Genomic DNA, 23032 nt, shown 5'->3' on the forward strand with positions numbered 1-23032 from the left:
TTTCCCTTGAAGATGGCAACTAGTTTGTTCTATCCTACCTGCCTTTTTTTGCAAAATCACCAATTGAATATACTTTCATATTTTTCATCCCATGAAACTACTTTACTCCGGCGACAATTTTTCATCTACAAATATTTTATCACTAATTATATATTTTTGTAGATATACACTAACTGTTTCTTCCCTTCTTTCACTTCTGCTACCTTGCATACATTTAATCATAATACAGCGGAATCAAAAATAAAATAAAAACAGTGAATCTTTTACTGAAAGGAGCCAGCATATGATTCAAATTGTAACTGTTCGTAGTGGTGATAGCGTATATAGCTTGGCATCAAAATATGGATCAACACCTGACGAAATAGTAAAAGACAATGGATTAAATCCAGCTGAAACGCTCGTGGTTGGTCAGGCACTTATCGTTAATACGAAAGGGAATAATTATTATGTACAGCCTGGTGACAGCCTATATCGAATTTCTCAAACATATAATGTCCCCCTCGCTAGTTTAGCTAAAGTGAATAATTTATCTTTAAAATCTATTCTCCATGTCGGACAACAATTATACGTACCAAAAGGTACAAAACGAGCTGTAGAATCCATCGCTTATTTACAACCTTCCACTATACCGATTAAAGAGAGTTTAGTTAATGCTACACGTGCCATCAATCCATTTTTAACATACTTAGCTTATTTTAGTTTTGAGGCAAAAAGAGATGGCACATTAAAAGAACCTACTGAAACAGCTAAAATCGCTAATATTGCAACGCAGGGTAAAACAATCCCTATGCTCGTTATTACAAATATTGAAAATGGTAATTTCAGTGCCGATCTAACATCGGTTATTTTACGCGACGCAACGATTCAAAACAAATTTATTACAAACATTTTGCAAACAGCTGAGAAATATGGCATGCGAGACATTCATTTCGATTTCGAGAGTGTAGCACCTGAAGACCGCGAAGCGTATAATCGTTTTTTACGAAATGTAAAAACACGCTTACCTAGCGGGTACACATTGAGCACAACTCTCGTACCGAAAACAAGTTCAAATCAAAAGGGAAAATTTTTCGAAGCTCACGATTATAAAGCGCAAGGGCAAATTGTTGATTTCGTCGTCATTATGACATATGACTGGGGATGGCAGGGCGGGCCACCGATGGCAATTTCTCCTATCGGTCCGGTGAAAGAAGTACTTCAATATGCAAAATCTCAAATGCCTCCCCAAAAAATTATGATGGGGCAAAATTTATACGGGTTTGATTGGAAGCTTCCATTTAAACAAGGAAATCCACTCGCAAAAGCAATTAGCTCTGTCGCAGCTGTTGCACTAGCTCGTAAATATAATGTCCCTATTCGTTATGATTTCACAGCCCAAGCTCCTCATTTTAATTATTTTGATGAAAACGGCGTGCAACACGAAGTTTGGTTTGAAGATTCACGGTCTGTTCAAAGTAAATTCAATTTAATGAAAGAACAAGGTATAGGTGGTATTAGTTACTGGAAAATCGGTTTACCATTCCCACAAAATTGGCGTTTACTCGTTGAAAATTTTACGATTACGAAAAAGGGCTGACAAAAGTCAGCCCTTTTTGTACATTTTGTTAAGATTCATCTTTGATTTCACTTTTTAATGAGTCAATACTTTCTAAACGTCTTTGATTTTTTGCTTCAATAGCAGCACGATCTTTTTCATTAGAAAGTTCCGCTGTTTCTTTTGCTTCATTAAAGTTATCAACTGTATTTTGCACCATTTCTTGTAACTTTTCAGCGTTGTCACTTCGATTATCTGGATTTGGCATGTACTTCCCTCCTAATATTGTATATACACACCATCTTAAATTACCTATCTTTCCTCAAATTTATACATAAAAAAGGAGAATGTAATATTCTCCTTTTCTTTAACCATTATCAACAATCGGTTGTTTACCTGTTTGATCTTGCATTTGCTTTCCTTTATTTCCACCAGCTTTTTTCGATTGTGTTCCAATATGATTTGGTGCAAAGTCTTTTGAATTTTTTTTCGGATTACCCATTACTATCGCCTCCTTAACACTAGTATCGTACTAGTGTTAAGAATTATTCAGCTTGCTTAAAAAGTTTCATTTCATAACGTTTTTCAATGCGCTCTTCAATGCGATCAATTGCATCACGATCGCTTAATAATTGTTGTTTATTTTCATTTACAAGTTCTTCAAACGATTTACGGCGACTTCTTCTCATGTTGTTCACCCTCTCTCCTTCGCTTTCTTATTACATAGTATGAGCAAACGAAAAACTCTTTAATCAGATTTGTAAGAAAATTTTATGTTTTAGTACTCCTAAAAAAACTCCGTGTACAATATATTGCACACGGAGTTTTTTATACCATAATATTTAAATACTCTTTCAACTTTTCATCTGCATTCATTTCATTTTCTTTATAATCATGAAGCGCCTGTAATACAAAATCATACTGCTCTAAAATATAACTTTCTAATCTCATAACATCCTCTAAGCTATTAAGCATAATTCTCGTATTACCAACTTCACTTTTTAACGCTGGTTCACATTTTAAGCTTGTACATATTTCTTTCACATCTTCTTCTAATATCTCTGTTAATACATATTTCTTTCGCCCTTTTACCTTTACTCTCATAACTGGATAAAAAGCTTTTATATCTAAATAACTTCCTACGTTCATACAACGTAGCCATTCTACATTACGTTTATTACATGCAAGTATTTCTTTCACCGCTTCATATACCGCAGTTTCATCAAGCATAACCTTATTTACTTTTCGTTTCCCTTCTTCTTCAATAGCTGCACACTTTTGATAAACAGCAGCACACGTAATGCAATCGTCAAATGCATTATGAGAGCTTAAACGAATTCCAAGCATTCGCTTTAACGTTTCAAGTTTATGATTAGGCGCATGCTTCATGTATTTCTTCGCTAAAAATACAGTATCAATTACTTTATTTTTAGGTTCAGGCAACCCAAGCATATTTACATTACTTTTCAAAAAGCGCATATCAAAAGAAGCATTATGGGCCACAATAACATTTGTATGTAAAAATGCTAAAAATAAAGGTAATACCTCTTCAATCGTCGGTGCATCTGAAACACGATAATTGGTAATACCGGTTAAACTCGTTATTCGGTCCGGAATTGGCCGCTCTGGATTCACGTATGAAACAAATTGATCTACGAGTTCATGATTACGATATTTCACCGCTGCAACTTGAATAATTTTATCATTATAAGGGTTAAATCCTGTTGTTTCAAAATCAATTACAACATAATCTAACGGTAAGGATACATTCCCCACTCCATACACTCCTTTATCTCTAAACGATTATATTTCTTACATCATATCATGAAGTTATTACTACTTGAAAAAGAAAAGGCAGAAATGGGAACTCTCCACCTCTACCTTTTCACCATTATTTTAATTTAGCAACCCTTTTCTCCATCTCTTTTTGCGTCATCGGCCCAATAAACTTATCTTGAATGATACCTTTTGTATCTATAAAATACGAAGTTGGAATCGTAATTACTTTATACGCTGTTGTCACATCAATGTTCTTGTCCAATAAAATAGGAAAAGTAATTCCTTTTTCTTTAGCAAAATTGCTTACCTTTTCTGCCCCCCCACCTTTTTCTGAAGGCGTATAGTTGATTGCTAAAATTTCTACGTTTTCTTTATGTTCTTTATAGAAAGCCTCCATATCCGGCATTTCTTGTTGGCAAGGTCCACACCACGTTGCCCAAAAGTTTAAAATCACTTTCTTTCCTTTTAAATCTGATAGCTTTACATTCGTTCCATCTAACTTCGTTAATTCGAAGTCTGGCGCACTCTTCCCTATTTCAATACCATTCCTTGCGATAATCTCTTTCATCGCAGCTTCACTTTTTTCTTGCTTCACTTTTACCGCCTGCTCTTTATTACCAAACTGTTCATAAGCTGCATATCCCGCTAAACAAAGTAACACTACAATAATCGTAAGCTTCCGCCACATTTTATATCACCCTAACGTATTATCTTCTTTTAACACATTCATCAAAATACTATATACCTTATTTTAGCTTATACGGACAAGCTTGGAAATATTCAGAGTCGAAATAATTAGAATATTCTCATTTGAAGTGTAATCTTTTCCTTTTTATCATATGATTAGAAAAACAGATGAAGTGTTGTTTATCTTCTTATGGGCCCATTCACCTTTTTACTTTCGTAGTTATATAAACTTCAACAAAGGGGGATTTTTTATGAATTCATTCGAAAAAATAACATTATATATTCTTAGTTTTCTTTTATACCCAATCGGTATTATTACATGGATCATTTCACTCTTTAGTAACGATCTTGAAAAAAAGAAAGTAGGGCGTATTTGTCTTTACATCTCTCTAGTCTCATTCGTCCTTTTCTTAATCCTTGGAATTGCAACTTTCCTTATGACTGCTACTTTTAACGTAGATCTAAATCATTCAGAATCTATCCAATATCAAATAAATGATGTTGAATAAAGATAAGGTCACTGCTCTTATCTTTATTCACATCTCTTTCAAAATGAATGACTATTTATTAATTTTTCAGGACTTCCACATGCAACAATACTTCCTTCTCTCATTATGACAACACGATCCGCTAGTATCACTTTCTCTACATCATGTGTTGCCACAATTCTCGTTACATCTCTTCCTAGTCCTTCAATCATATTCCAAACAGTTTCTTGATTACTCGGATCTAACCCCGCAGTCGGTTCATCTAAAATAATAAGATTCGGATTTGAACCAATTGCTCGTAATAATGCAAGACGTTTTTTTTCGCCTCCTGAAAACTCTTCACCGCTTTTATGTAGCACAGGCAACCCTCTAATAATCGGCGTTGCATTTATAAGTTCACTATTTTTTTCTAACTGATTTTCTAAACCCTCTTCCCCGAAATACATATTCTCTGTTACCGTCGTTCGGAAAAAACGTGGTTCTTGCCACACTGTAGTCATACGAGCTTCATTACCATAATAAGCAATGCTACCGTTAGATGGTGTATACAAGCCTGTTATTAACTTTAAAAGCGTTGTTTTTCCTGCACCACTTTCTCCCACAATGATAACGAATTCACCAGGATTAATTTGCAAATCAATATTATTAATTCTACATTTCTCTTCTTCACTCTCCTGAAATGAAACATTTGTTATTATCATCCCCATCGCTCTTTCTACATTACTATCTGCCACTCTTTTATCTAAAAAGGAAAAAACTCTATTTGCCGAAGCGACTGCAACTTGTGTCATTATTAATAAATCGCCTACATAACGGACAGGGAAAAAGAGCATCTCAATTGTCGCTAACACTGCAATGAGTGAACCAACTTCTATTTCTCCCCTCATTATTTTTTGTGCACCTATAATGAGAACAAGGATATATGCTCCTGTTTCAATCACCGTTCCAACTACTCCAATACAATGTTGCATCATCGTCTTCTTTACTTCTGTTTTATACGATTGTGCCGTTACTCTTTTAAATAAGCGAATTGCCCATTTTTCTTTTTGTAAACTCCGCAAATCTTGTATTCCCTTTACAAACTGTGACACCATCTCTACAACACTTGAGTGATTTTTTTGAGCAACGCTTGCGATATTTCTTACCTTTTCCCCAAACAACATCGGAACCGTTGCACTTAAAAATAAAAACGGAGTTATCCACAATATGAACTGTATATCTATATGTTGTAGTGCTATGAACGCACCTATAAATTGCGCAATGGCATGTATATATTCTATTAATATAGAGCCATATAACCTGACCCAGTTCGGAATATCAGACACGACCAAAGTTTCTAACTCTCCTTGCTTAATCTTCTCACTCTCTTCAAACGGTAATGAGAAATAGTGACGCAATAATTCTATACGTTTCGTTTGTAATATACGTTGACTCGCTTTTGAACTTATATAATCAAATAAAAGATTGTTCGCCCACATTAAAAAGCGACTACCCGCAAACAAAGCTATATATAAATACGCACCTTTTAGCTCTCTTTGAATAAGATTGTCTACAATTAATCCCATGAAAATTGGGCGTGATAAATTTAAAATGGCAGCAATTATCCCACTACATACAGCTGCTATTACTAATATTTTCTCTTGTCGTAACGGCAACAATATTCTTTTATACTCTGTCATGACGTTTCCTCCATTTTTATAGTAAAAAGAAAGGGATGAAACCAAATGGTTTCATCCCTTTCCATAAAATAAGGAAGCTAACAGTTGTTAGCTTCCTTCTCGTTCATTTCAATTATTTAGTTTGACACTTTTGACTCTTCAATTTTCTCACGAAGAACCATTTGCAGAATACCACCGTGACGGTAGTAATCAATTTCAACTTCACTATCGAAACGAGCTACTACTTCAAATTGTTTTTCGTTGCCATCTAAATCAGTTGCAACTACTTTTACAAGATCACGTGGTCTAACTGATTTGTCGATTTGAATTTCAAATGACTCGTTACCAACAAGACCTAACGTTTCAGCACTTTCGCCATCTTTAAATTGAAGTGGTAATACACCCATTAACACTAAGTTACTGCGGTGAATACGTTCGAAGCTTTCTGCGATTACTGCTTTAATACCTAATAAGTTAGTACCTTTCGCAGCCCAGTCACGAGAACTTCCCATACCATAATCTTTACCAGCAACAACTAGAAGACCTGTGCCATCTTCTTTATATTTCATAGCAGCATCATAGATTGATGTTACTTCACCAGTCGGCCAGTATGTTGTATATCCGCCTTCTGTTCCTGGTGCAATTTGGTTTTTAATACGGATGTTCGCGAATGTACCACGCATCATAACTTCATGGTTACCACGACGAGAACCGTAAGAGTTAAAGTCAACTGGTTGTACCCCGTTTTCTAATAAGTAGCGTCCAGCTGGTGTGTGCTTACCGATTGAACCTGCTGGTGAAATGTGGTCTGTCGTTACAGAGTCACCAAATTTACCAACTACGCGTAAGCCTGATAACGTTTCAACTTCACCTGGTTCTTTAGATAAACCTTCAAAGAATGGTGGGTTTTGAATGTATGTTGAATCATTATCCCAAGTATATAAAGCTTCGTTTGAAGTTTGGATTTCATTCCAACGCTCATTGCTATTAAATACTTGTGCATATTCTTTCTTGAACAGCTCAGATGTAACAACGCTTTGAACTACATCTTCAATTTCTTTAGCTGATGGCCAAATATCGTTGAAGTAAACAGCATTACCATTTGCATCTTTACCGATTTCATCATTTTTCAGGTCAATATCAACAGTACCTGCAAGTGCATATGCCACAACAAGTGGTGGTGATGCTAAGTAGTTCGCTTTTACAAGTGGATGAATACGACCTTCAAAGTTACGGTTACCAGATAAAACAGATGTTACTAATAAGTCGTTTGCTGCGATTGCTTCTTCTAATTCTGGCGCTAATGGACCAGAGTTACCGATACAAGTCGTACAGCCGTAACCAACTGTTTGGAAACCTAATTGGTCTAAATATGTTGTTAAACCTGATTTATCTAAGTACTCAGTAACAACTTTAGATCCCGGTGCTAATGATGTTTTTACGTACTCAGGTACTACAAGTCCTTTTTCAATTGCTTTCTTCGCAACTAGACCTGCTCCAATTAATACGTATGGGTTTGATGTATTTGTACAGCTTGTAATTGCTGCGATTGCAATTGCACCTGTTTTCATCGTTACTTCTTTATCTTCTAATGTAACCTTCACTTCTTTATCGAACTCTTGCTCATTAAATCCAAGTCCTTGTGTTCCAACTGGTGCTACAACAGCTTTGTGGAACGCATCTTTCATATCTGAAAGTGGAATTAAATCTTGTGGGCGTTTCGGTCCAGAAAGGTTAGATTCAATTGTATTTAAATCAATTTCAACAAGATCAGTGTAAATTGGATCTTTGCTGTCTGCTGTATAGAATAAGCCGTTCGCTTTACAGTATTCTTCAACAACGCGAATTTGTTCTTCATCTCTACCTGTTAAACGTAAGTATTCTAATGAAATATCATCGATTGGGAAGAATCCACAAGTTGCGCCATATTCTGGTGCCATGTTTGAAATTGTTGCACGGTCAGCTAAAGGCATGCTCTTTAGTCCATTACCGAAGAACTCAACGAATTTACCAACTACACCTTTTTGACGTAATACTTGTGTTACTTTTAATGCAACGTCAGTTGCTGTAGTACCACTTGGAAGTGTACCAGTTAATTTTACACCGATTACTTCAGGTACTGGGAAGTATGAAGGCTGTCCAAGCATTCCTGCTTCTGCTTCAATACCACCAACGCCCCAACCAAGAACGCCGATACCGTTAATCATTGTTGTATGTGAGTCTGTTCCAACTAATGAATCTGGGTATGCAACTAAGTCACCTTCAGCATTTTTCACCGCGTGAACAACTGGTGCTAAATATTCAAGGTTTACTTGGTGTACAATACCTGTAGCTGGTGGAACTGCGCGGTAGTTATCAAATGATTTTTGTGCCCAGCTTAAAAATTTATAACGTTCTTCATTACGTTTAAACTCTAAGTCCATGTTGAATGCAAGCGCGTCTGCCGTACCCGCTCTATCAACCTGTACAGAGTGATCGATTACAAGGTCTACAGTAATTTCCGGATTAATTTTATCAGGATCCCCACCCATGTCTGCCATTGCTTTACGAAGCGAAGCCAAATCAACAACAGCTGGAACACCAGTGAAATCTTGTAAAATTACACGAGATGGTTTAAATGGAACATCGATATCTTGCACATCTTTCGTTCCCCATTTCGCTAAATTTGTAACATGCTCTTCTGTGATTACACGTCCGTCTACTTGACGAAGTACTGATTCAAGTAAAACTTTCACGGAATATGGTAATTGAGATACGTTGCCAACCCCTGCGTTTTCAAGCGCTTTCAAATCATAATAATGATACGTTTTTCCATCTACTTCAAAAGTTGCGCGTGATTGAAATGGATTATGTTTGACCATTATGTTTCCCCCCTGTTAAACGTGACTAAGTTGTCTGAATATAAAATGTAGACAAACTTTTCAATACCTTACGATAATATCTTATTACAACTTTCTAAATAAGTAAATAATAAGAAACTTATAGATTATCATAAGTTTTCTTTATGTTTCTAAATTTGAATAGTGTTCATGTTCCTTATGAATACTATTACCATAAAGTAAAGTGCTCTATTAGCGCTTTCTTTACAGTTCATACATACTATGAACTGCTCATCATGCAACTTACAAAAAAAGTTATAGAGGTGAAATAAAATGGGTAAAAGAAAAGCAAATCATACTATTTCAGGAATGAATGCGGCATCTGCACAAGGACAAGGTGCTGGTTATAACGAAGAGTTTGCAAATGAAAACTTAACTGCTGCAGAACGACAAAATAATAAGAAACGCAAAAAGAACCAGTAACGAAAAATCCCAAAAGGAGCGTTCACCTTTTGGGATTTTTTCTAATGTTTATAACGTAACAATTCCGAAACCGTTACAAATCGATAGCCCTGCTTTTTCAGTTCAGGTAAAATTTTTGCTAGCGCTGCTACTGTTTGACTACGATCATTTCCCCCATCATGTAACAATACAATATCACCACTTTTTGCATTTTTCACTACATGATTTACAATGGATTCAACCCCTGGATTTGCCCAATCACGTGGATCTTGATGCCACGACCATAGAACAGTTTGATAACCAGCTTCTTTCGCTGTTTTAAATACAGCATCGTTAATATATCCACCCGGTGGACGGAATAGCAAAGGTTCTTTCACCCATTTTTCGAAAAATTCCTTTCCATCTAAAATATCATTTTCTAATTTTTCATCTGATGAATTACTCGCATACAAATGATTCATCGTATGATTTCCAATTTCATGTCCCTCTTTTAACACTTGTTTCACTAAATATGGATTACGCTGAACCCGAAATCCAATCATAAAAAATGTCGCTTCTGCTTTATATTGACGTAATAAATTTAAAATTTGTGGTGTATAAGTTGGATCCGGTCCATCATCAAATGTAATAGCAATAATCTTTTCATTATTAGGTACTTCCCATGTTACATAGCCAGTTGGTTCTAGCTCTTTTCTGAGCAACATTTTCGCTTCCACTTTTTCAACTTGAAATATATGTAATGCGCATAATAAAGAAAAAACGAGTAGAAAAATTTTCTGTTTTAGCATAATGTTCGTTAAAGTAATGAGGTTGTCGAATACACAACAACCTCATTTACTTTTCTAATTGATCTACATGCTGCATAATATTTTGAAGGTTATTTTCGTATTGCTCAAGTTGTGGGCGTTGTGTTTCTGAAGCTACTTCTAGTGCATTTTGAATTTGTTCATACGCTTCCTGAACCTCTTGGCGTAATTCTTTTAAATCATGACCGTAGTTTGGATCATTTTTTACAATGTTGTTAAATGCATTTTCTGCTTGTGTAACACCTTGCTGAGCTGCTTGAAACGCTTGTTGTTTATCTTTATGATATGGCATTATATAATCCCCTTTCTGTAATAGTTAGTCCCAATTATCTTTACCTTTTTTTCTAAAAACATTCTCGTATAAATTTGCAAACTTCTCTCATTCTAAAGAGGAAGAGGAGGTGTCACATACAATGGGAAAAAACAATCGTGAAGCGAAAGAAAAAAAAGGACAACCTGAACCATTAAGCGGATCTCATAAAGTAAAAAACCGTAACCATTCACGCCAAAAAAATCATGCGCATCATGACATGTAAAACAAAAAGTGCACACTAGCTATCTTTTCCACATACAATGTTTATATTTTTCCATTTATTCTTCACCCCTAATTCATTCATGCATAACATAGTATGAATTGAGATTTTACGGAGGGTGTCTTACATGGGCAAGAAAAAGAAGGATTGTCTTTTTCATGTTGATGGTTTCGAAGAATGGATGGATCAGTTTTGTTCTGATTCTTGTAGCAACTTTAGTTTCCCAAATCAAATTCATATTGACCTTTGTGAAACAGAACAAGAATACATTTTGGAAACAGATGTACCAAATGTAACTGAACAAAATGTAGCCATTAAAAAGATGGAGACAGGCCTAAACATTTGCATACTTCATAAAAATATTTCTTTACAGCGGATCATTCCTTTACCCGATAATATTATTTATAAGAAGATGCTAGCCTGCTTAGAAAATGGATATTTAGCCATTCATATTTCCAAAAATGAAGTTGCTGATAAGCATGAAAAGAAAGTTCTTTTTTCAAATTAAGAGTTAATATAATACACACTAAGCCCCAGTTGGTTACTGGGGCTTATGTTATTTCGCATGTATTTCTATATTAGAATTTCTATCATATCTTTTTTTCGATAAACCTTTTGTAACTAAAAGCACAGGAAATGCCACAGTTGAAAATATAGCTAATGCTGAAAATACTGCAAACCCATTTTGGTACCCGTAGTAATCGAGAAGTACTCCTCCAAACCACGGACCTATTACTGCTCCAATTCCCGAAAAACCCATCGCACCGAAGTATGTTCCTTTTAGATGCGCAACAGCAATATCATCAATAAATACATCCGTCATCGAAAACATTAAGACTTCTCCAATTGTAAAAATAATTGTACAAACGGCAGCACCTAGCATAGATTCTACTATTCCAAATCCAAACAATCCCCCGCTCACAAATAAAGTCCCAACCATAATTGATGTTAACGGTGTATACTTTTTGCACATTTGAATAACAGGGTATTGGATAATCACTACAACAATTGCATTTAAAGCGAGCATATATGAGAATAGCTTCACTCCATCCTCAAATATATGTGCATTTGCAAAATATTGTGATACTGTCGTCGTTAAGTGAGAAAAACCACAATTACTCAAAATAATACCAACTAACGCAACTAAAAATACGACATCCTTTCGTAATATACGCAGCGCATTTAGCATTGTAACAGGCTTTTCTTTATTGATTGTCTTTTGTTCCACTGGATATTTCTTGAATTGGAACGCTAGTATAACTGTATATAGAATATATACTCCAGCTGCTACTAAAAAAGGAATTGTTGATTTTGCGCTTCCAATCTGTAATCCGACAAGTGGCCCAATCGCTACTCCAACATTGATTGCACCGTAACGCAAATTATATACGAGTAAACGATACTCTGGTTTCGTTAAATCTGATAATAATGCTCTTGACGTCGGTTCAAAAAAGGACCTACATAATCCATTTAAAGCATTTAATAAAAAGAAACTTAAAACATGATCTGCAAGTGAAAATCCTATGAATACAAACACCCAAACGATCATGGAGCATATTAGAATCATATTTCGACCGAATCGATCAGATAAATTCCCTCCGATAAAACTAGCAAACACTCCAACAAGTGCACTCGTTCCAATAATAGCACCCGTCATTCCAGCTGATACGCCTTTAACAGTCGTTAAATAAATTGCTAAAAAAGGAATACTCATTGACGTGGCGAACCTCGCAAATAAAGTCCCTATTATAATTGTCATTCCTAACGGATGAATATTTTGTAACTTCCCCTTCATCTTAAAAACCTACTCTCCCTGTTATCACATAAAAAAAGAAAGCAAAGGATCTGCTTTCTTTTCCCTTTTTATACTTGAGCTGTTGATACTCGAGCTGTTCTCGTTATATCCATATCTATGCCATATGTAAACTGTAATTCTTTACAAACATCTTTAATTAAAATTGCGACATTATACTTTTCATTAAATTGTAAAACGATATTTTCTACTTCTTCATATGTATACTTATATTCCCCTGTAATAACACTTTTTAGATCAAAGCATTCATTTATACAAAGTTGCACAAGTAACTGGTCATATTTCTCGATTACATCTTCTTTCTTCCACATTACCTCTTTTACATATAACCGATCAAACTTCACACTTTCTCGATTACAATCCGTTAAAATCCGGGTCATTTCATTTAATTCTCGATATAATTCAGAAATATTTCTGCTTAAACTAAGCAGTTTATCTACGCCGTTTTCATATAACATATTCATTCCACCCCCGCATTTTCTTTTTCTTATTATAGCAAGAAAATTCTAAAAATAGTTTCTTTCTTCTGAAATATTAGGAAACTAATTTCAATTGCTTTACAATGAAACTAGTTAATGCGAGAGGAGAAAGAAAATTGGAGCACAAATTATATTACACTGACGCTTATAAGCAAGACTTTACTACTAAAATTATAAAGCAAGATTATGATAAAGACGGTAACTTATACGTTGTTTTGAGTGAAACAGCATTTTATCCGACAGGTGGCGGACAACCATATGATACTGGTACATTAAATGATATCAATGTAATCAATGTAGAAGAGATAAACGGAGAAATTCGTCATTACATTGCGGAACAATTACATACAGAAGACATAGAAGGTAAAATCAATTGGGAGCGCCGTTTTGATCATATGCAGCAACATGCGGCTCAGCACATTTTATCTGCTGCCTTTTGGGACCATTTTAACATGCCTACAATTGGATTCCATCTTGGTAAAGAAACAGTAACGATTGATTTAGAAACAGAAAATCTTCATGCAGAAACGGTTGAAAAAGCAATAAAAATTGCAAACAAAATTGTTTTTGAAAACCATCCAATCCGCATCCAGTGGATGAACTTAGAAGAAGCGAAAACGTTGCCCCTTCGTAAAGAACCGACTATGACAGAAAATATACGCGTTGTTATGATCGAAAACTTTGACTACAACGGCTGTGGTGGAACGCATCCGAAACGAACTGGTGAAGTTGGTCCTATTCAAGTACTAGGATGGGAGCGCAATAAAGGTGGTATACGCTTAACGTTTATCGCTGGTTGGCGTACACTTAAATTAATGGGACAACAGCAACAAATTATGAAAAATGTCTCCAAACAATTAAACAGTAGCGAAACTGATATTCCAGTAAAAGTGGCGCAACTGCTTACTTCTCAAAAAGAAAACGAAAAAGCAATACAAACAATGAATGAAAAATTATTATTTGCAGAGGCAAATGAACTACTTCTACAACCTATAAAAATTCATGCCGGCATACTTATTTCTAAAGTATTTACAAATCGTTCTATGCAAGAAATCGCAAAGCTTTCCGCTATTATTACAGAACAACAAGAGCATGCAATTACGTATTTCGTCATCGAAAATGATGACAAACTACAATGTATTCTCGCTTGCGGAAAATCAGTATCGCTCGATATGAATGCTCTTTTAAAAGATGCTCTTCCTACAATCGAAGGAAAAGGTGGCGGAAATAAGAAGAGTGCTCGCGGTGGCGGGAAAGCAATTATGAGCGGAGATGAATTTTTAAATCAGCTTGTTTCTTCTTTACAGTCAGCAGTTTAAAACATGTTATGAAGGATAGCGAACGGCTATCCTTCCCCTATATTTACAGACCTATATTTTGTTTCAAACCTTGATAACTCCCTGCATTGACAAAACCTTCACTTATAAGATTGATAAAAGTTTCCGAAAAACCATAATGACTTAAATCTTTAATCGGCACCATTTGCACATCATGAATTGGATTATGATCAAACTCGTTAGAAGGTAGCATAATTTCACCTTCAATCCTTTTAAGCAAAAACGTTATATGTAATAAAGACGGGCGAGCATCTGGTTTATCACAAACATAGAGTAGCTTCTGAATGTTAACTTCTAACCCTGTCTCTTCTCTCATTTCTCGAATCATTGCTTCCTCTAACGTTTCGCCATTCTCTGCTCTTCCTCCAGGTAAAGACCAATTTCGATTAGCCACTTTTTGCTTTACTAGCAATACCTTTTCATCTTCAATTAAAATTCCTGTAACACGAACTTGCATTACATTTTCCATATGCAATCTCCTCTTCCCATTATATTTACAAATTAACCCTTCCATAAAAAGAACATATGTTTTATAATTGAAGAAAATTATGGAAGAAAGTAGTTGTTACATTCATGCGTCCACCTTTAACAAAGTCTATATCAATTGAAGATTTCCAAAACTATTATTGGCTAAAAGCAGAACTCCAAACATTTTGTCGTGAGAATGGGTTGCCAGCTAGTGGCTCTAAGATCGAAATAACCGATTGTATCTCACATTATTTAACTACTGGTAAAATATTAAAAAACAGCTCTGTTCAAAAGGTGAGTAAAGCTTCCCTATCCTATAAAGACCTTTCTCTTCAAACGATTATTACTAACAATCACCGCTGTAGCGAAGATGTTCGTGCTTTTTTCAAAGAAAAAATCGGAACAAACTTCAGCTTTACAGTAGCTCTTCAAAAATTTTTCAAAGAGAATGTTGGAAAAACATATGAAGACGCGATAGCTTTTTGGCATGAAGAAAACGAACGAAAAAAAGACCCTACATACAAAACAACTATCGGTGCACAATTTGAATACAATCGCTTTACTCGTGACTTTTTCGAAGATCCAAATAATAAAGGGAAAGCAAAAGCTGATGCGATTGCTGCTTGGAACGAAATGAAAGCGAAGCCTGGTAGTAATGTTTATGTTCCTCAAAAAGTAGAAAACTAGTTACCTCGCTAGTCTTCTATTTTCTCAAATAATAGCGCCATCCCTATCCCGCCTCCAATTCCTAATGTAGCAATTCCATATTTCATAGACTCTCTTTGAGCCTGATAAAACAAACGTGTTACAAGCATAGCACCAGATGCACCGTACGGATGACCGAGCGCAATTGCTCCACCATTTACATTTACTTTTTCGTACGGAATTTGTAACTCTTTTGCGCAAGCAACAACTTTTGAGGCGAATGCTTCATTTATTTCAAAATAATCGATGTCCTCTACTTTTACATTCATTTCGTTTAATAATTTGTTCACCGCAAATATCGGACCAGTCCCTGGAAGCTTGGGATTCACTCCCACTACAGCACTACGAACGAAACGAAGGACAGGTTTATAACCTAACTTTCGAGCTTGTCCCTCTTCCATTACAAGAACAGCACATGCCCCATCATTTACACCACATGAATTACCTGCCGTCACTGTTCCATTTTGTAAAAATGCGGGCTTTGTTCTTTTAATGATTCGTCCATAATTCATTTCTGGCTTTATAGATTCATCTAATAATCCATTAAAAGAAAATATTTCATCATGTATATATCCTTTTTCTAACGCTTGCAGTGTCCGCTTATAACTAAGACAAGCATACTCGTCTTGCATTTCTCTCGTTATATTATAACGCTCCGCAACATATTCAGCCGCTACTCCCATGTCAGGATCACCAATTGTTTCAGGTGAAAATCGTGCTCTTTTTTGAAAAGGTGACGTACTTGTACTCTCTACTCCCCCGGCGATATAACACTTACCTGCCCCGCCTTGAATGAGATGACACGCAGTTCGAATTGCTTCTAAACCAGCACCACATTGCCGATCAATCGTTACACCAGGAATATGATAGCCAAGTCCCGCCTCTAAAGCAGATAGTCTCGCAACATTCCCTCCTGGCCCAACAACATTACCTAATATGACATCATCTATTTCCCTCTCAATCCCTTTACTTAAAAACGTAAGAAGCGGCGTTGTTAATTGCTGAACTTCATACTCTTTTAACATCCCATTCTTCTTACCAATAGGTGTTCTTTTCGCCTCTACAATGACTGCTCTATTCATATATTTTCTCCCGGTTTTCAATCATACTTTTTGCTTCCATACGAGCGATTTTCCCACTATTTGTATAAGGTATTCCATCTACAAAATGCCATTCTTTCGGTATTTTAAAAGAGGATAATCTCTGTAAGCAAAAACTCTTTAATTGTTGTTTCGTAGCACTTCCTTTTACGATCGCGACGGGCTTTTCACCCCAGTAACTATCTTTCACACCAATTACAACTATTTCATCAACAGCTGGGTGTTCATGTAATACACTTTCTATTTCTTCTGGATAAATATTGATTCCTCCAAATAAAATCATATTCTTCTCTCTACCAACAATATATATAAAGCCTTCTTCATCTTCATAGCCTACATCTCGCACTGTCATCCAACCTTCTGCATTCAACTCCCGTGTTAAAACCCCATCTATTATGTATCCCATAAAAAACTGATCACTTTTCACATAAACAGTTCCTATTTCACCTTTTTGTACTTCTTCGCCTGCTTCATTACATATTCGAACTTGCACATTATGACAAGGTTTTCCTACTGAATTTGGCCTTCTTTCGCTTTCTGCATCGACTAGTGCTGTTACAAAACTTAACTCTGATGCACCATAAAATTCATATCTTTTCGCATAAGGAAATATATTCTTTATTTTTTCTTTCGCTTCAGCTTCCCATTTCGCTCCTGATGAAATAATTTTCATTTTATTTTCTATTAATCTATTTTCTTTATATAAAGATTCAAGCATTGTCGGAACTGTATACATAACCGATATATTTTCAGTTTCTAACTTATCTAATACTTGATTCGGAATGAACTTTCTCATAATGTGCACTGTTTGTCCTACATATAATGCACTTATTGCCCCGTATAAGAAAAGAGAATGAACGAGCGTCCCAGCTATTAAAATTGAATCCTCCCTTTTCATATGAAAGTCATGTACATTACAATCAAAACTATGAACCCACGATTGCTGTGCACGTAAAAATGCTTTTGCTGTTCCTGTTGATCCTGATGTAAATCCCATATAAAAAGGAGCATGTTGTACACTTTCTACAGTGGAATATGTAGGAAGATATTTCTCTATCATTCTTTTCCACTCATCAATTTCAATTACTCTTCCTTCTTCATCCAATAGATCATTCACCTTATATCGTTCTGTCACAATCATATCCGGATTACTAATTTCAATTCTTTCTCTGAGCTCATCTTGTTTCCACTTTATATCTAACGGAACACAAACCCACCCGGCCATAGCGGCACCAGAAAATAGTTGTAAAAACTCTATACGATTTTCTAATAGGATTGCTATCGTTTTATTCTTCGATTTTTTTTCATTTAACCAGCTTGCTACTTTACAAACTGATTCAAACCACTCTTTATATGTTAAAACTCTATCATTTTCCTTTATCGCTATTTTATTTGGTTGTAAAGAGGCATGCTTTTTATATTCTTTTGTAATCCCCATATGAGACGTCCTTTCTTTACAATAATAATAAAAAGAAACACGCAATTAACGTGTTTCTTCCCTTTATCATCCCGCATTTGTATATTTTCCATTCTTTAAAGCGGGCGTAATAATATGTTTCAATGAACGATGTAATTTTGTTACGAGAACTGCCGCAATAATTGCTTTTATACAATCCCCTGGTAAAAACACAGCACTCACTTTCATTGTCTCCCATACAGAAACATCCATTAAGAACGCTTGTACAGTAATACCAAATACATAAACTACGAAAATACCACCAATTATATTAATACATAATACTTTTATAATAGAAACTTCACGTAAACGCTCAATTAAATAACCAATAACAAACGCCCCAATGATGTAACCAAGTAAATATCCTGCACTTGGTCCAACAAATACACCAAGGCCACCGCGTCCACCAGCAAGCAATGGTGCTCCAACTCCTACAATAAGTAAGAAAATAAGCTGACTTAACGCACCTAGACGTGATCCTAACAACCCACCCGCAAGCATAACACCGAGTGATTGCAATGTAATTGGAACTGGTGTAATAGAAAGAGCAATCGGAGGTATTAACCCTAACACTCCCATAATAGAACTAAATAAAGCGACAAAAACTAAGTTTTTTGTATTCATATTTGCTTCTCCTATTTGTAAACTTAAAATTTATTTTAGGTAACATATTACAAAAATTATATTATCTTTCCACTCCTCTTTTGTCAACCATTAATGTATTGGAGTTTACAAATAGAAGTTCACTTATTTCTCTCTATGCAAATGCTCCAGTTCTTTCCGAAGCGCCTGTTTTAAAAACTTCCCAACAGATGTTTTCGGTATTTCTTCCATAAAGACAATATCGTCTGGCAACCACCACTTCGCAAACTGTGGTTTTAAAAACTCATATATTTCTTCTTTTGTAACCGTACTATTTTTCTTTTGAACAACGCAGGCAATTGGTCGCTCTTGCCACTGAGGGTGAGGAACTGCAACGACAGCCGCTTCAAATATAGCATCATGTGCCATTAAAGCATTTTCAAGATCGACCGAAGAAATCCATTCTCCCCCGCTTTTAATAACATCCTTCGTACGGTCAACAATTTTCACGCAACCTTCCTCATCCACTGTGACAACATCACCAGTATATAACCATCCATCGCGAAAACCTTCGACAGTACGATCATCGTTATAATAGCTTTCAGCGATCCAAGGTGCTCGTAAACATAGTTCTCCCATCTCCGTACCGTCCCACTTCACTTCACCATTTGTACCGACTACTTTCATCTCTACACCAGGGACAAGATACCCTTGTTTGGAGCGAATTTCTAGTTGCTCTTCATACGATAATTCCGTTTCATAACTTTTTAAACGTGCAAGTGTTACGAGTGGACTCGTTTCAGTCATACCATATGCATGTATGAACGGAACATTATGTTTCTGTTCAAATGCTTTAATAACACTTTTCGGCGCCGCTGCACCTCCGCATAGTATTCTCGTCATACTAGATAAATCGTAACTATTATTTTCTAACTCTTGTAATACACCGAGCCAAATTGTCGGCACACCGGCAGCTAACGTCACTTTTTCAGATTGGATCATTTCTAATAAAATTTTCGGCGTAAACATCGGTCCTGGAAGAACTTGTTTTGATCCAAACCAAGTAGCAGCGAAAGGAAGTCCCCAAGCATTCACATGGAACATCGGTACAATTGCCATCGCCGCGTCACTTTCCGATAAAGCAGCTGTATCCGCTAAACCGAGTGCCATGCAATGCAGTACAGTACTACGATGCGTATATACAACACCTTTCGGATTTCCTGTAGTCGCTGACGTATAACACATACCAGCTGGTGTATTTTCATCAATATCTTTTACAAATTGGAAATTGGGATCGCCTTCTTCTAATAGCTTTTCATAATGATATACAGGCTTCAGCGTAGTGTTTGGGAGTTCATCTTTATCAGTCATAATAATGTAAGCTTGTACAGTTGATAATTGTGATTGAATATTTTCAACAAGCGGTACGAGATCTTCATCTATAAGTAGAATTCGGTCTTCTGCGTGCTGAATAATGTATGAAATATGTTGAGGAGATAAACGAATATTAATTGTGTGTAAAACGGAAGCAATACCAGGAATAGCAAAATACGCCTCCACATGTCGATGATGATTCCACGCTAACGTTCCTACACGTTCGCCTTCCTTAATCCCAAGCTTTTTTAACGCACTAGAAAGTCTTCTCGTCCTTTCTCCTAGCTGCTTATACGTTAATGTCGTAATGGTATCATGTGTGCGAGAAACAATTTCTTTCTTTGAAAATAACTTTTCTGCTCTTTCCATCATAGAACTAATTGTTAGCGGTACATTCATCATCATATTGGTTATATCCCCCTTTAAAGCGTTTTCATTTTTTCGTTTATTATAACAGACTTCCGCAAATGATTACGACATTTTTCTGTATTTTCTGAATTATTTCTTTGGAAATAATTCAGAACGATAAACTATCTACCTTTTTTCTTACTTTCTTTTTCAGTTTAAAAATAAAACGATTACTGTATTCCTTATTTTCTACTAAAATTCGATATATCTTCCATACTCCTAACACACGAACAAAAAGATAAACTCCGATTTATTGTTATCAAAATAAAAAAACTCCTTGATTCATTTAAAGGAGTTTTTCAATGTAAGATATTTCATTGATTCATATATCCTTCTCTAGATATACAATATCTTTTTGTATCGCGATTCTTACCTTTAATAAACATATCCTTCTGAATTGTATATTTGTACTCCATATTCAAACGTTTCATTAATTTTTCAGATGCTTCATTTTCTGAATCACATCCCGCTTCAATACTATTAAGATGCAACTCATGAAAACCATAGTAGAAAAAAGCTAATGCAGCCTCCGTGGCTAATCCTCTTCCCCAATATTTTCGAGATAAGGCGTATGCAATTTCTGCTGTATGTGTGACCAAATCATATTTTATAAATCCACACGTGCCTATAAGTTTTTTCTCCTCTTTTAATACAATTCCAAGAGGTGCTACTTGCCCTTCATTATATTGCCCCACAATTTCTTCTACATAGTTATATGTGTCACATAACGATCGATGAGCATCCCATACAGTAAAAGTTGTCATCTCTTTATCTGTAGCATACTCATATATATGTAAACTATCACTCATATTCATTTTCCTTAACATAAGTCGTTTCGTATACAACGTTGGATATGACCATTTCTCAATGATCATAACGGCTTCTGCTTAAACTTTTCATAATGTCGTACTTTTAATAGAAGGATATTCCCGCAATCTGTACAAATATAAGCATCCACCGGTGAAGATGTGAACATCGTTTCCTTTTTCCGTATTTGTGCATATCCGACAAACTCACCTTCTCCTATGTTTTGAGAACCACAATTAGAGCATGTCTGCACGGTTTTTTGTTTCATGAGAGCACCACCTTTAATCTGTTTCCACTCCCTTCGACAGCTCACTTCCATTTCCCTTCCAAAAAACCTCTTATTCTCTCACATTTCAACAGGAATCTCAAAACAAAAATCGTATATGTACTATGAAATATATTTATTAACGGAGGAATTTTATGACTACTGTTATGACACTCGATATAGCAACAGAAATTGAAAATGCAGAAATTGATATGCTCTCTTCTAGATTAGAGAGACTACAAACAATAAGCGGAAACCCAATGCAAGTGCAAATAAAAAAATTCGGTAGCGCCACTGCCTTTTCATCAAAAATAATTGCTGGTCCAGCTTTTAATACGGTAAAAGGTATTACAAATGCAGATGCGATTGATGCAATCATTTCTTATTATGAATCACTACAAATCCCTTGTCGTTTTGAAATTACCCCAGCACAAGGTACAACTGAATTATTTCAATACTTATCTCAAAAAGGGTTTTATCAATCTAGCTTCCATACTGCTTTGTATAGTATACCGAGAGAGGGTTCATCACTTCTTCCTTCTAATATTACAATACGAAAACTAAAAGAAAATGAGTTTGATATTTTTGCAGACATTTATGTACGTGGATTTAATATGCCATCCTTTACAAAAGATAGCGTGCGCCAAAATAATGAAATTCTTTACAATGAACCAGGGTGGCATTTTTTCATAGCTGAAGTTCAAAATATCCCTGCTGGTATTGGTGTCCTGTATATAAATAAGGGTGTCGCATCATTAGCTGCTTCTGCTACTTTGCCAGAATTTCAGCGTAAAGGCTGTCATACTGCATTAATTCAAAAACGAATTAAGAAAGCTATTGAATCCAATTGTACTTTAATAGTTGGACAAGCAAGGTTCGGTAGCGGCAGTCAAAATAACATGGAACGTGCTCACATGAAAATCGCTTATACAAAATCAATATGGACCGCAAAAGACATATTATAATTTACTTTATTTCTCCTTCCGTTACATTTTTAAACATTTTATGACAATTCCTTTTCTATCCTATTAATCATTTGAATATTCAAACTAGATTTGTTACGCTATTACTAGATACATCATTCAACTTGCAATATGAAAAGAGAATTCTAATCAAACTACAAGGAGGAGAAATGTATGACTAAACATGATCATGGTTTAAAAGAAAAAGTAGAAGGTGCCATTGATAAGGTAAAAGGTGAAGTAAAAGAAGTTGTTGGGAAAGTAACTGACAATAAGAAATTACAAGCTGAAGGAAAATGGGATAAGGTGAAAGGCACTGCTAAAGATACAGTTGGTAATGTGAAAGAAAAAGTACATGAATATAAGGAACATAAGAAAGAAAAATAAAAAAGAGCCCATTGGTATTATCCCCTATAGGTAGACAGTAAAAAAAGAGTCCATCTGATATGATGGACTCAATACTGTTTTATCTGGAGGGGATTTTTTTATGGCAAGAAAAGGACAATCATT

At 35.5% G+C, this 23032-nt stretch carries 27 protein-coding genes and 1 pseudogene; 9 read left to right on the forward strand and 19 right to left on the reverse strand.

Annotation, left to right across the window (positions count from 1 at the left end; all coding sequences use genetic code 11):
* Nucleotides 1-283: 283 nt before the first annotated feature.
* Nucleotides 284-1576 carry a glycoside hydrolase family 18 protein gene (locus MR136_RS07810; protein WP_061457586.1) on the forward strand — a complete coding sequence of 431 codons (1293 nt, stop codon included), beginning with the start codon at nt 284-286 and terminating at the stop codon, nt 1574-1576.
* A gap of 28 nt (nt 1577-1604) precedes the next feature.
* Here MR136_RS07810 and tlp read toward each other — a convergent pair whose 3' ends face one another.
* The 5 genes from tlp to MR136_RS07835 form a co-directional block, all read right to left on the reverse strand.
* Nucleotides 1605-1802 carry a small acid-soluble spore protein Tlp gene (gene tlp, locus MR136_RS07815; RefSeq protein WP_001133511.1) on the reverse strand — a complete coding sequence of 66 codons (198 nt, stop codon included), beginning with the start codon at nt 1800-1802 and terminating at the stop codon, nt 1605-1607.
* 99 nt (nt 1803-1901) lie between these two features.
* Entirely contained in the window at nt 1902-2036 is a 135-nt protein-coding gene (sspN, locus tag MR136_RS07820; protein ID WP_000527987.1) for an acid-soluble spore protein SspN, read from the reverse strand.
* A 43-nt stretch (nt 2037-2079) separates the two neighbouring features.
* Nucleotides 2080-2223, reverse strand: coding sequence for an FbpB family small basic protein (locus tag MR136_RS07825; RefSeq protein ID WP_001254699.1), 144 nt, complete (start codon nt 2221-2223; stop codon nt 2080-2082).
* 139 nt (nt 2224-2362) lie between these two features.
* On the reverse strand, nt 2363-3310 hold the full coding sequence (locus MR136_RS07830; RefSeq protein ID WP_061457590.1) for a 3'-5' exonuclease: 948 nt from the start codon (nt 3308-3310) through the stop codon (nt 2363-2365).
* A gap of 115 nt (nt 3311-3425) precedes the next feature.
* Complete coding sequence (locus MR136_RS07835; RefSeq protein ID WP_017673170.1) at nt 3426-4001, reverse strand: redoxin domain-containing protein; 576 nt, start codon at nt 3999-4001, stop codon at nt 3426-3428.
* Nucleotides 4002-4251: 250 nt separating this feature from the next.
* Between MR136_RS07835 and MR136_RS07840 the strand changes: the two genes are divergently transcribed.
* Nucleotides 4252-4509, forward strand: a complete 258-nt coding sequence (locus MR136_RS07840; protein ID WP_001083876.1) for a hypothetical protein — start codon at nt 4252-4254, stop codon at nt 4507-4509.
* Nucleotides 4510-4547: 38 nt separating this feature from the next.
* Here MR136_RS07840 and MR136_RS07845 read toward each other — a convergent pair whose 3' ends face one another.
* Both MR136_RS07845 and acnA read right to left on the reverse strand, forming a co-directional pair.
* A complete protein-coding gene (locus MR136_RS07845) occupies nt 4548-6167 on the reverse strand; it encodes an ABC transporter ATP-binding protein (RefSeq protein ID WP_061457592.1) in 1620 nt (539 codons plus the stop codon).
* 116 nt (nt 6168-6283) lie between these two features.
* Nucleotides 6284-9007 (reverse strand): aconitate hydratase AcnA, encoded by a 2724-nt coding sequence (gene acnA / locus MR136_RS07850; RefSeq protein ID WP_000238564.1) that lies wholly within the window; start codon nt 9005-9007, stop codon nt 6284-6286.
* 291 nt (nt 9008-9298) lie between these two features.
* On the opposite strand from acnA, the gene sspO reads away from it, so the two are divergent.
* The gene (sspO, locus tag MR136_RS07855) at nt 9299-9448 is read left to right on the forward strand and encodes an acid-soluble spore protein SspO (protein WP_000518051.1); all 150 of its coding nucleotides are present in this window, start codon (nt 9299-9301) and stop codon (nt 9446-9448) included.
* 41 nt (nt 9449-9489) lie between these two features.
* On the opposite strand, the gene pdaB is transcribed toward sspO, so the two are convergent.
* Together pdaB and MR136_RS07865 are read right to left on the reverse strand one after the other, a co-directional pair.
* Nucleotides 9490-10215 carry a polysaccharide deacetylase family sporulation protein PdaB gene (gene pdaB, locus MR136_RS07860; protein WP_004406622.1) on the reverse strand — a complete coding sequence of 242 codons (726 nt, stop codon included), beginning with the start codon at nt 10213-10215 and terminating at the stop codon, nt 9490-9492.
* A gap of 46 nt (nt 10216-10261) precedes the next feature.
* Nucleotides 10262-10525: a hypothetical protein gene (locus tag MR136_RS07865; RefSeq protein WP_001146294.1), complete on the reverse strand. Its 264-nt coding sequence runs from the start codon at nt 10523-10525 to the stop codon at nt 10262-10264.
* A gap of 121 nt (nt 10526-10646) precedes the next feature.
* Here MR136_RS07865 and MR136_RS07870 point away from each other — a divergent pair, with 121 nt between their 5' ends.
* Together MR136_RS07870 and MR136_RS07875 are read left to right on the forward strand one after the other, a co-directional pair.
* Entirely contained in the window at nt 10647-10769 is a 123-nt protein-coding gene (locus MR136_RS07870; RefSeq protein WP_000517650.1) for a small acid-soluble spore protein P, read from the forward strand.
* Between the two features lie 124 nt (nt 10770-10893).
* Nucleotides 10894-11274 carry an Hsp20/alpha crystallin family protein gene (locus MR136_RS07875; protein WP_000516740.1) on the forward strand — a complete coding sequence of 127 codons (381 nt, stop codon included), beginning with the start codon at nt 10894-10896 and terminating at the stop codon, nt 11272-11274.
* A 48-nt stretch (nt 11275-11322) separates the two neighbouring features.
* Here the strand turns inward: MR136_RS07875 and MR136_RS07880 are convergent, their stop codons facing one another.
* Both MR136_RS07880 and MR136_RS07885 read right to left on the reverse strand, forming a co-directional pair.
* A complete protein-coding gene (locus MR136_RS07880) occupies nt 11323-12561 on the reverse strand; it encodes an MDR family MFS transporter (RefSeq protein ID WP_000676833.1) in 1239 nt (412 codons plus the stop codon).
* 68 nt (nt 12562-12629) lie between these two features.
* On the reverse strand, nt 12630-13037 hold the full coding sequence (locus MR136_RS07885; protein WP_000965152.1) for a hypothetical protein: 408 nt from the start codon (nt 13035-13037) through the stop codon (nt 12630-12632).
* Between the two features lie 137 nt (nt 13038-13174).
* Between MR136_RS07885 and MR136_RS07890 the strand changes: the two genes are divergently transcribed.
* Nucleotides 13175-14377: a serine-tRNA(Ala) deacylase AlaX gene (locus tag MR136_RS07890; protein ID WP_017673171.1), complete on the forward strand. Its 1203-nt coding sequence runs from the start codon at nt 13175-13177 to the stop codon at nt 14375-14377.
* Nucleotides 14378-14420: 43 nt separating this feature from the next.
* Here the strand turns inward: MR136_RS07890 and MR136_RS07895 are convergent, their stop codons facing one another.
* Nucleotides 14421-14864 (reverse strand): NUDIX hydrolase, encoded by a 444-nt coding sequence (locus MR136_RS07895; RefSeq protein WP_000432568.1) that lies wholly within the window; start codon nt 14862-14864, stop codon nt 14421-14423.
* A gap of 104 nt (nt 14865-14968) precedes the next feature.
* On the opposite strand from MR136_RS07895, the gene MR136_RS07900 reads away from it, so the two are divergent.
* Nucleotides 14969-15550, forward strand: a complete 582-nt coding sequence (locus MR136_RS07900; RefSeq protein WP_001247728.1) for a DUF6434 domain-containing protein — start codon at nt 14969-14971, stop codon at nt 15548-15550.
* A gap of 8 nt (nt 15551-15558) precedes the next feature.
* Here the strand turns inward: MR136_RS07900 and MR136_RS07905 are convergent, their stop codons facing one another.
* From MR136_RS07905 to MR136_RS07935, 7 genes and pseudogenes are all read right to left on the reverse strand, one after another.
* Entirely contained in the window at nt 15559-16650 is a 1092-nt protein-coding gene (locus MR136_RS07905; protein WP_017673173.1) for an acetyl-CoA C-acyltransferase, read from the reverse strand.
* Nucleotides 16643-18106, reverse strand: coding sequence for an acyl-CoA synthetase (locus tag MR136_RS07910; RefSeq protein ID WP_061457596.1), 1464 nt, complete (start codon nt 18104-18106; stop codon nt 16643-16645). Before MR136_RS07910 ends, MR136_RS07905 begins: the two co-directional genes overlap by 8 nt.
* 66 nt (nt 18107-18172) lie before the next feature.
* On the reverse strand, nt 18173-18748 hold the full coding sequence (locus MR136_RS07915; protein WP_001093334.1) for a biotin transporter BioY: 576 nt from the start codon (nt 18746-18748) through the stop codon (nt 18173-18175).
* Between the two features lie 123 nt (nt 18749-18871).
* On the reverse strand, nt 18872-20485 hold the full coding sequence (locus MR136_RS07920) for a long-chain fatty acid--CoA ligase (protein ID WP_000980172.1): 1614 nt from the start codon (nt 20483-20485) through the stop codon (nt 18872-18874).
* A gap of 112 nt (nt 20486-20597) precedes the next feature.
* Nucleotides 20598-20738, reverse strand: a pseudogene (locus tag MR136_RS07925) (helix-turn-helix domain-containing protein); the annotation flags it as partial.
* 64 nt (nt 20739-20802) lie between these two features.
* Complete coding sequence (locus MR136_RS07930; RefSeq protein WP_000582845.1) at nt 20803-21363, reverse strand: GNAT family N-acetyltransferase; 561 nt, start codon at nt 21361-21363, stop codon at nt 20803-20805.
* Entirely contained in the window at nt 21360-21563 is a 204-nt protein-coding gene (locus MR136_RS07935) for a hypothetical protein (protein ID WP_000810948.1), read from the reverse strand. Before MR136_RS07935 ends, MR136_RS07930 begins: the two co-directional genes overlap by 4 nt.
* 152 nt (nt 21564-21715) lie before the next feature.
* Here MR136_RS07935 and MR136_RS07940 point away from each other — a divergent pair, with 152 nt between their 5' ends.
* A complete protein-coding gene (locus tag MR136_RS07940) occupies nt 21716-22525 on the forward strand; it encodes a GNAT family N-acetyltransferase (protein ID WP_061457598.1) in 810 nt (269 codons plus the stop codon).
* 171 nt (nt 22526-22696) lie between these two features.
* Nucleotides 22697-22909, forward strand: coding sequence for a CsbD family protein (locus MR136_RS07945; protein WP_000160410.1), 213 nt, complete (start codon nt 22697-22699; stop codon nt 22907-22909).
* Nucleotides 22910-23032: the final 123 nt, after the last annotated feature.

The organism is Bacillus cereus group sp. BfR-BA-01311, assembly GCF_022664295.1.
In the GTDB taxonomy this organism is placed as follows: Bacteria; Bacillota; Bacilli; order Bacillales; family Bacillaceae_G; genus Bacillus_A; species Bacillus_A cereus.

Coding starts and splice junctions, on each gene's coding strand:
- MR136_RS07810 (WP_061457586.1), top strand. CDS start 284: ATGATTCAAATTGTAACTGTTCGTAGTGGTGATAGCGTATATAGCTTG.
- tlp (WP_001133511.1), bottom strand. CDS start 1,802: ATGCCAAATCCAGATAATCGAAGTGACAACGCTGAAAAGTTACAAGAA.
- sspN (WP_000527987.1), bottom strand. CDS start 2,036: ATGGGTAATCCGAAAAAAAATTCAAAAGACTTTGCACCAAATCATATT.
- MR136_RS07825 (WP_001254699.1), bottom strand. CDS start 2,223: ATGAGAAGAAGTCGCCGTAAATCGTTTGAAGAACTTGTAAATGAAAAT.
- MR136_RS07835 (WP_017673170.1), bottom strand. CDS start 4,001: ATGTGGCGGAAGCTTACGATTATTGTAGTGTTACTTTGTTTAGCGGGA.
- MR136_RS07840 (WP_001083876.1), top strand. CDS start 4,252: ATGAATTCATTCGAAAAAATAACATTATATATTCTTAGTTTTCTTTTA.
- MR136_RS07845 (WP_061457592.1), bottom strand. CDS start 6,167: ATGACAGAGTATAAAAGAATATTGTTGCCGTTACGACAAGAGAAAATA.
- acnA (WP_000238564.1), bottom strand. CDS start 9,007: ATGGTCAAACATAATCCATTTCAATCACGCGCAACTTTTGAAGTAGAT.
- sspO (WP_000518051.1), top strand. CDS start 9,299: ATGGGTAAAAGAAAAGCAAATCATACTATTTCAGGAATGAATGCGGCA.
- pdaB (WP_004406622.1), bottom strand. CDS start 10,215: ATGCTAAAACAGAAAATTTTTCTACTCGTTTTTTCTTTATTATGCGCA.
- MR136_RS07865 (WP_001146294.1), bottom strand. CDS start 10,525: ATGCCATATCATAAAGATAAACAACAAGCGTTTCAAGCAGCTCAGCAA.
- MR136_RS07870 (WP_000517650.1), top strand. CDS start 10,647: ATGGGAAAAAACAATCGTGAAGCGAAAGAAAAAAAAGGACAACCTGAA.
- MR136_RS07875 (WP_000516740.1), top strand. CDS start 10,894: ATGGGCAAGAAAAAGAAGGATTGTCTTTTTCATGTTGATGGTTTCGAA.
- MR136_RS07880 (WP_000676833.1), bottom strand. CDS start 12,561: ATGAAGGGGAAGTTACAAAATATTCATCCGTTAGGAATGACAATTATA.
- MR136_RS07885 (WP_000965152.1), bottom strand. CDS start 13,037: ATGTTATATGAAAACGGCGTAGATAAACTGCTTAGTTTAAGCAGAAAT.
- MR136_RS07895 (WP_000432568.1), bottom strand. CDS start 14,864: ATGGAAAATGTAATGCAAGTTCGTGTTACAGGAATTTTAATTGAAGAT.
- MR136_RS07900 (WP_001247728.1), top strand. CDS start 14,969: ATGCGTCCACCTTTAACAAAGTCTATATCAATTGAAGATTTCCAAAAC.
- MR136_RS07905 (WP_017673173.1), bottom strand. CDS start 16,650: ATGAATAGAGCAGTCATTGTAGAGGCGAAAAGAACACCTATTGGTAAG.
- MR136_RS07910 (WP_061457596.1), bottom strand. CDS start 18,106: ATGGGGATTACAAAAGAATATAAAAAGCATGCCTCTTTACAACCAAAT.
- MR136_RS07915 (WP_001093334.1), bottom strand. CDS start 18,748: ATGAATACAAAAAACTTAGTTTTTGTCGCTTTATTTAGTTCTATTATG.
- MR136_RS07920 (WP_000980172.1), bottom strand. CDS start 20,485: ATGATGATGAATGTACCGCTAACAATTAGTTCTATGATGGAAAGAGCA.
- MR136_RS07930 (WP_000582845.1), bottom strand. CDS start 21,363: ATGATCATTGAGAAATGGTCATATCCAACGTTGTATACGAAACGACTT.
- MR136_RS07935 (WP_000810948.1), bottom strand. CDS start 21,563: ATGAAACAAAAAACCGTGCAGACATGCTCTAATTGTGGTTCTCAAAAC.
- MR136_RS07940 (WP_061457598.1), top strand. CDS start 21,716: ATGACTACTGTTATGACACTCGATATAGCAACAGAAATTGAAAATGCA.
- MR136_RS07945 (WP_000160410.1), top strand. CDS start 22,697: ATGACTAAACATGATCATGGTTTAAAAGAAAAAGTAGAAGGTGCCATT.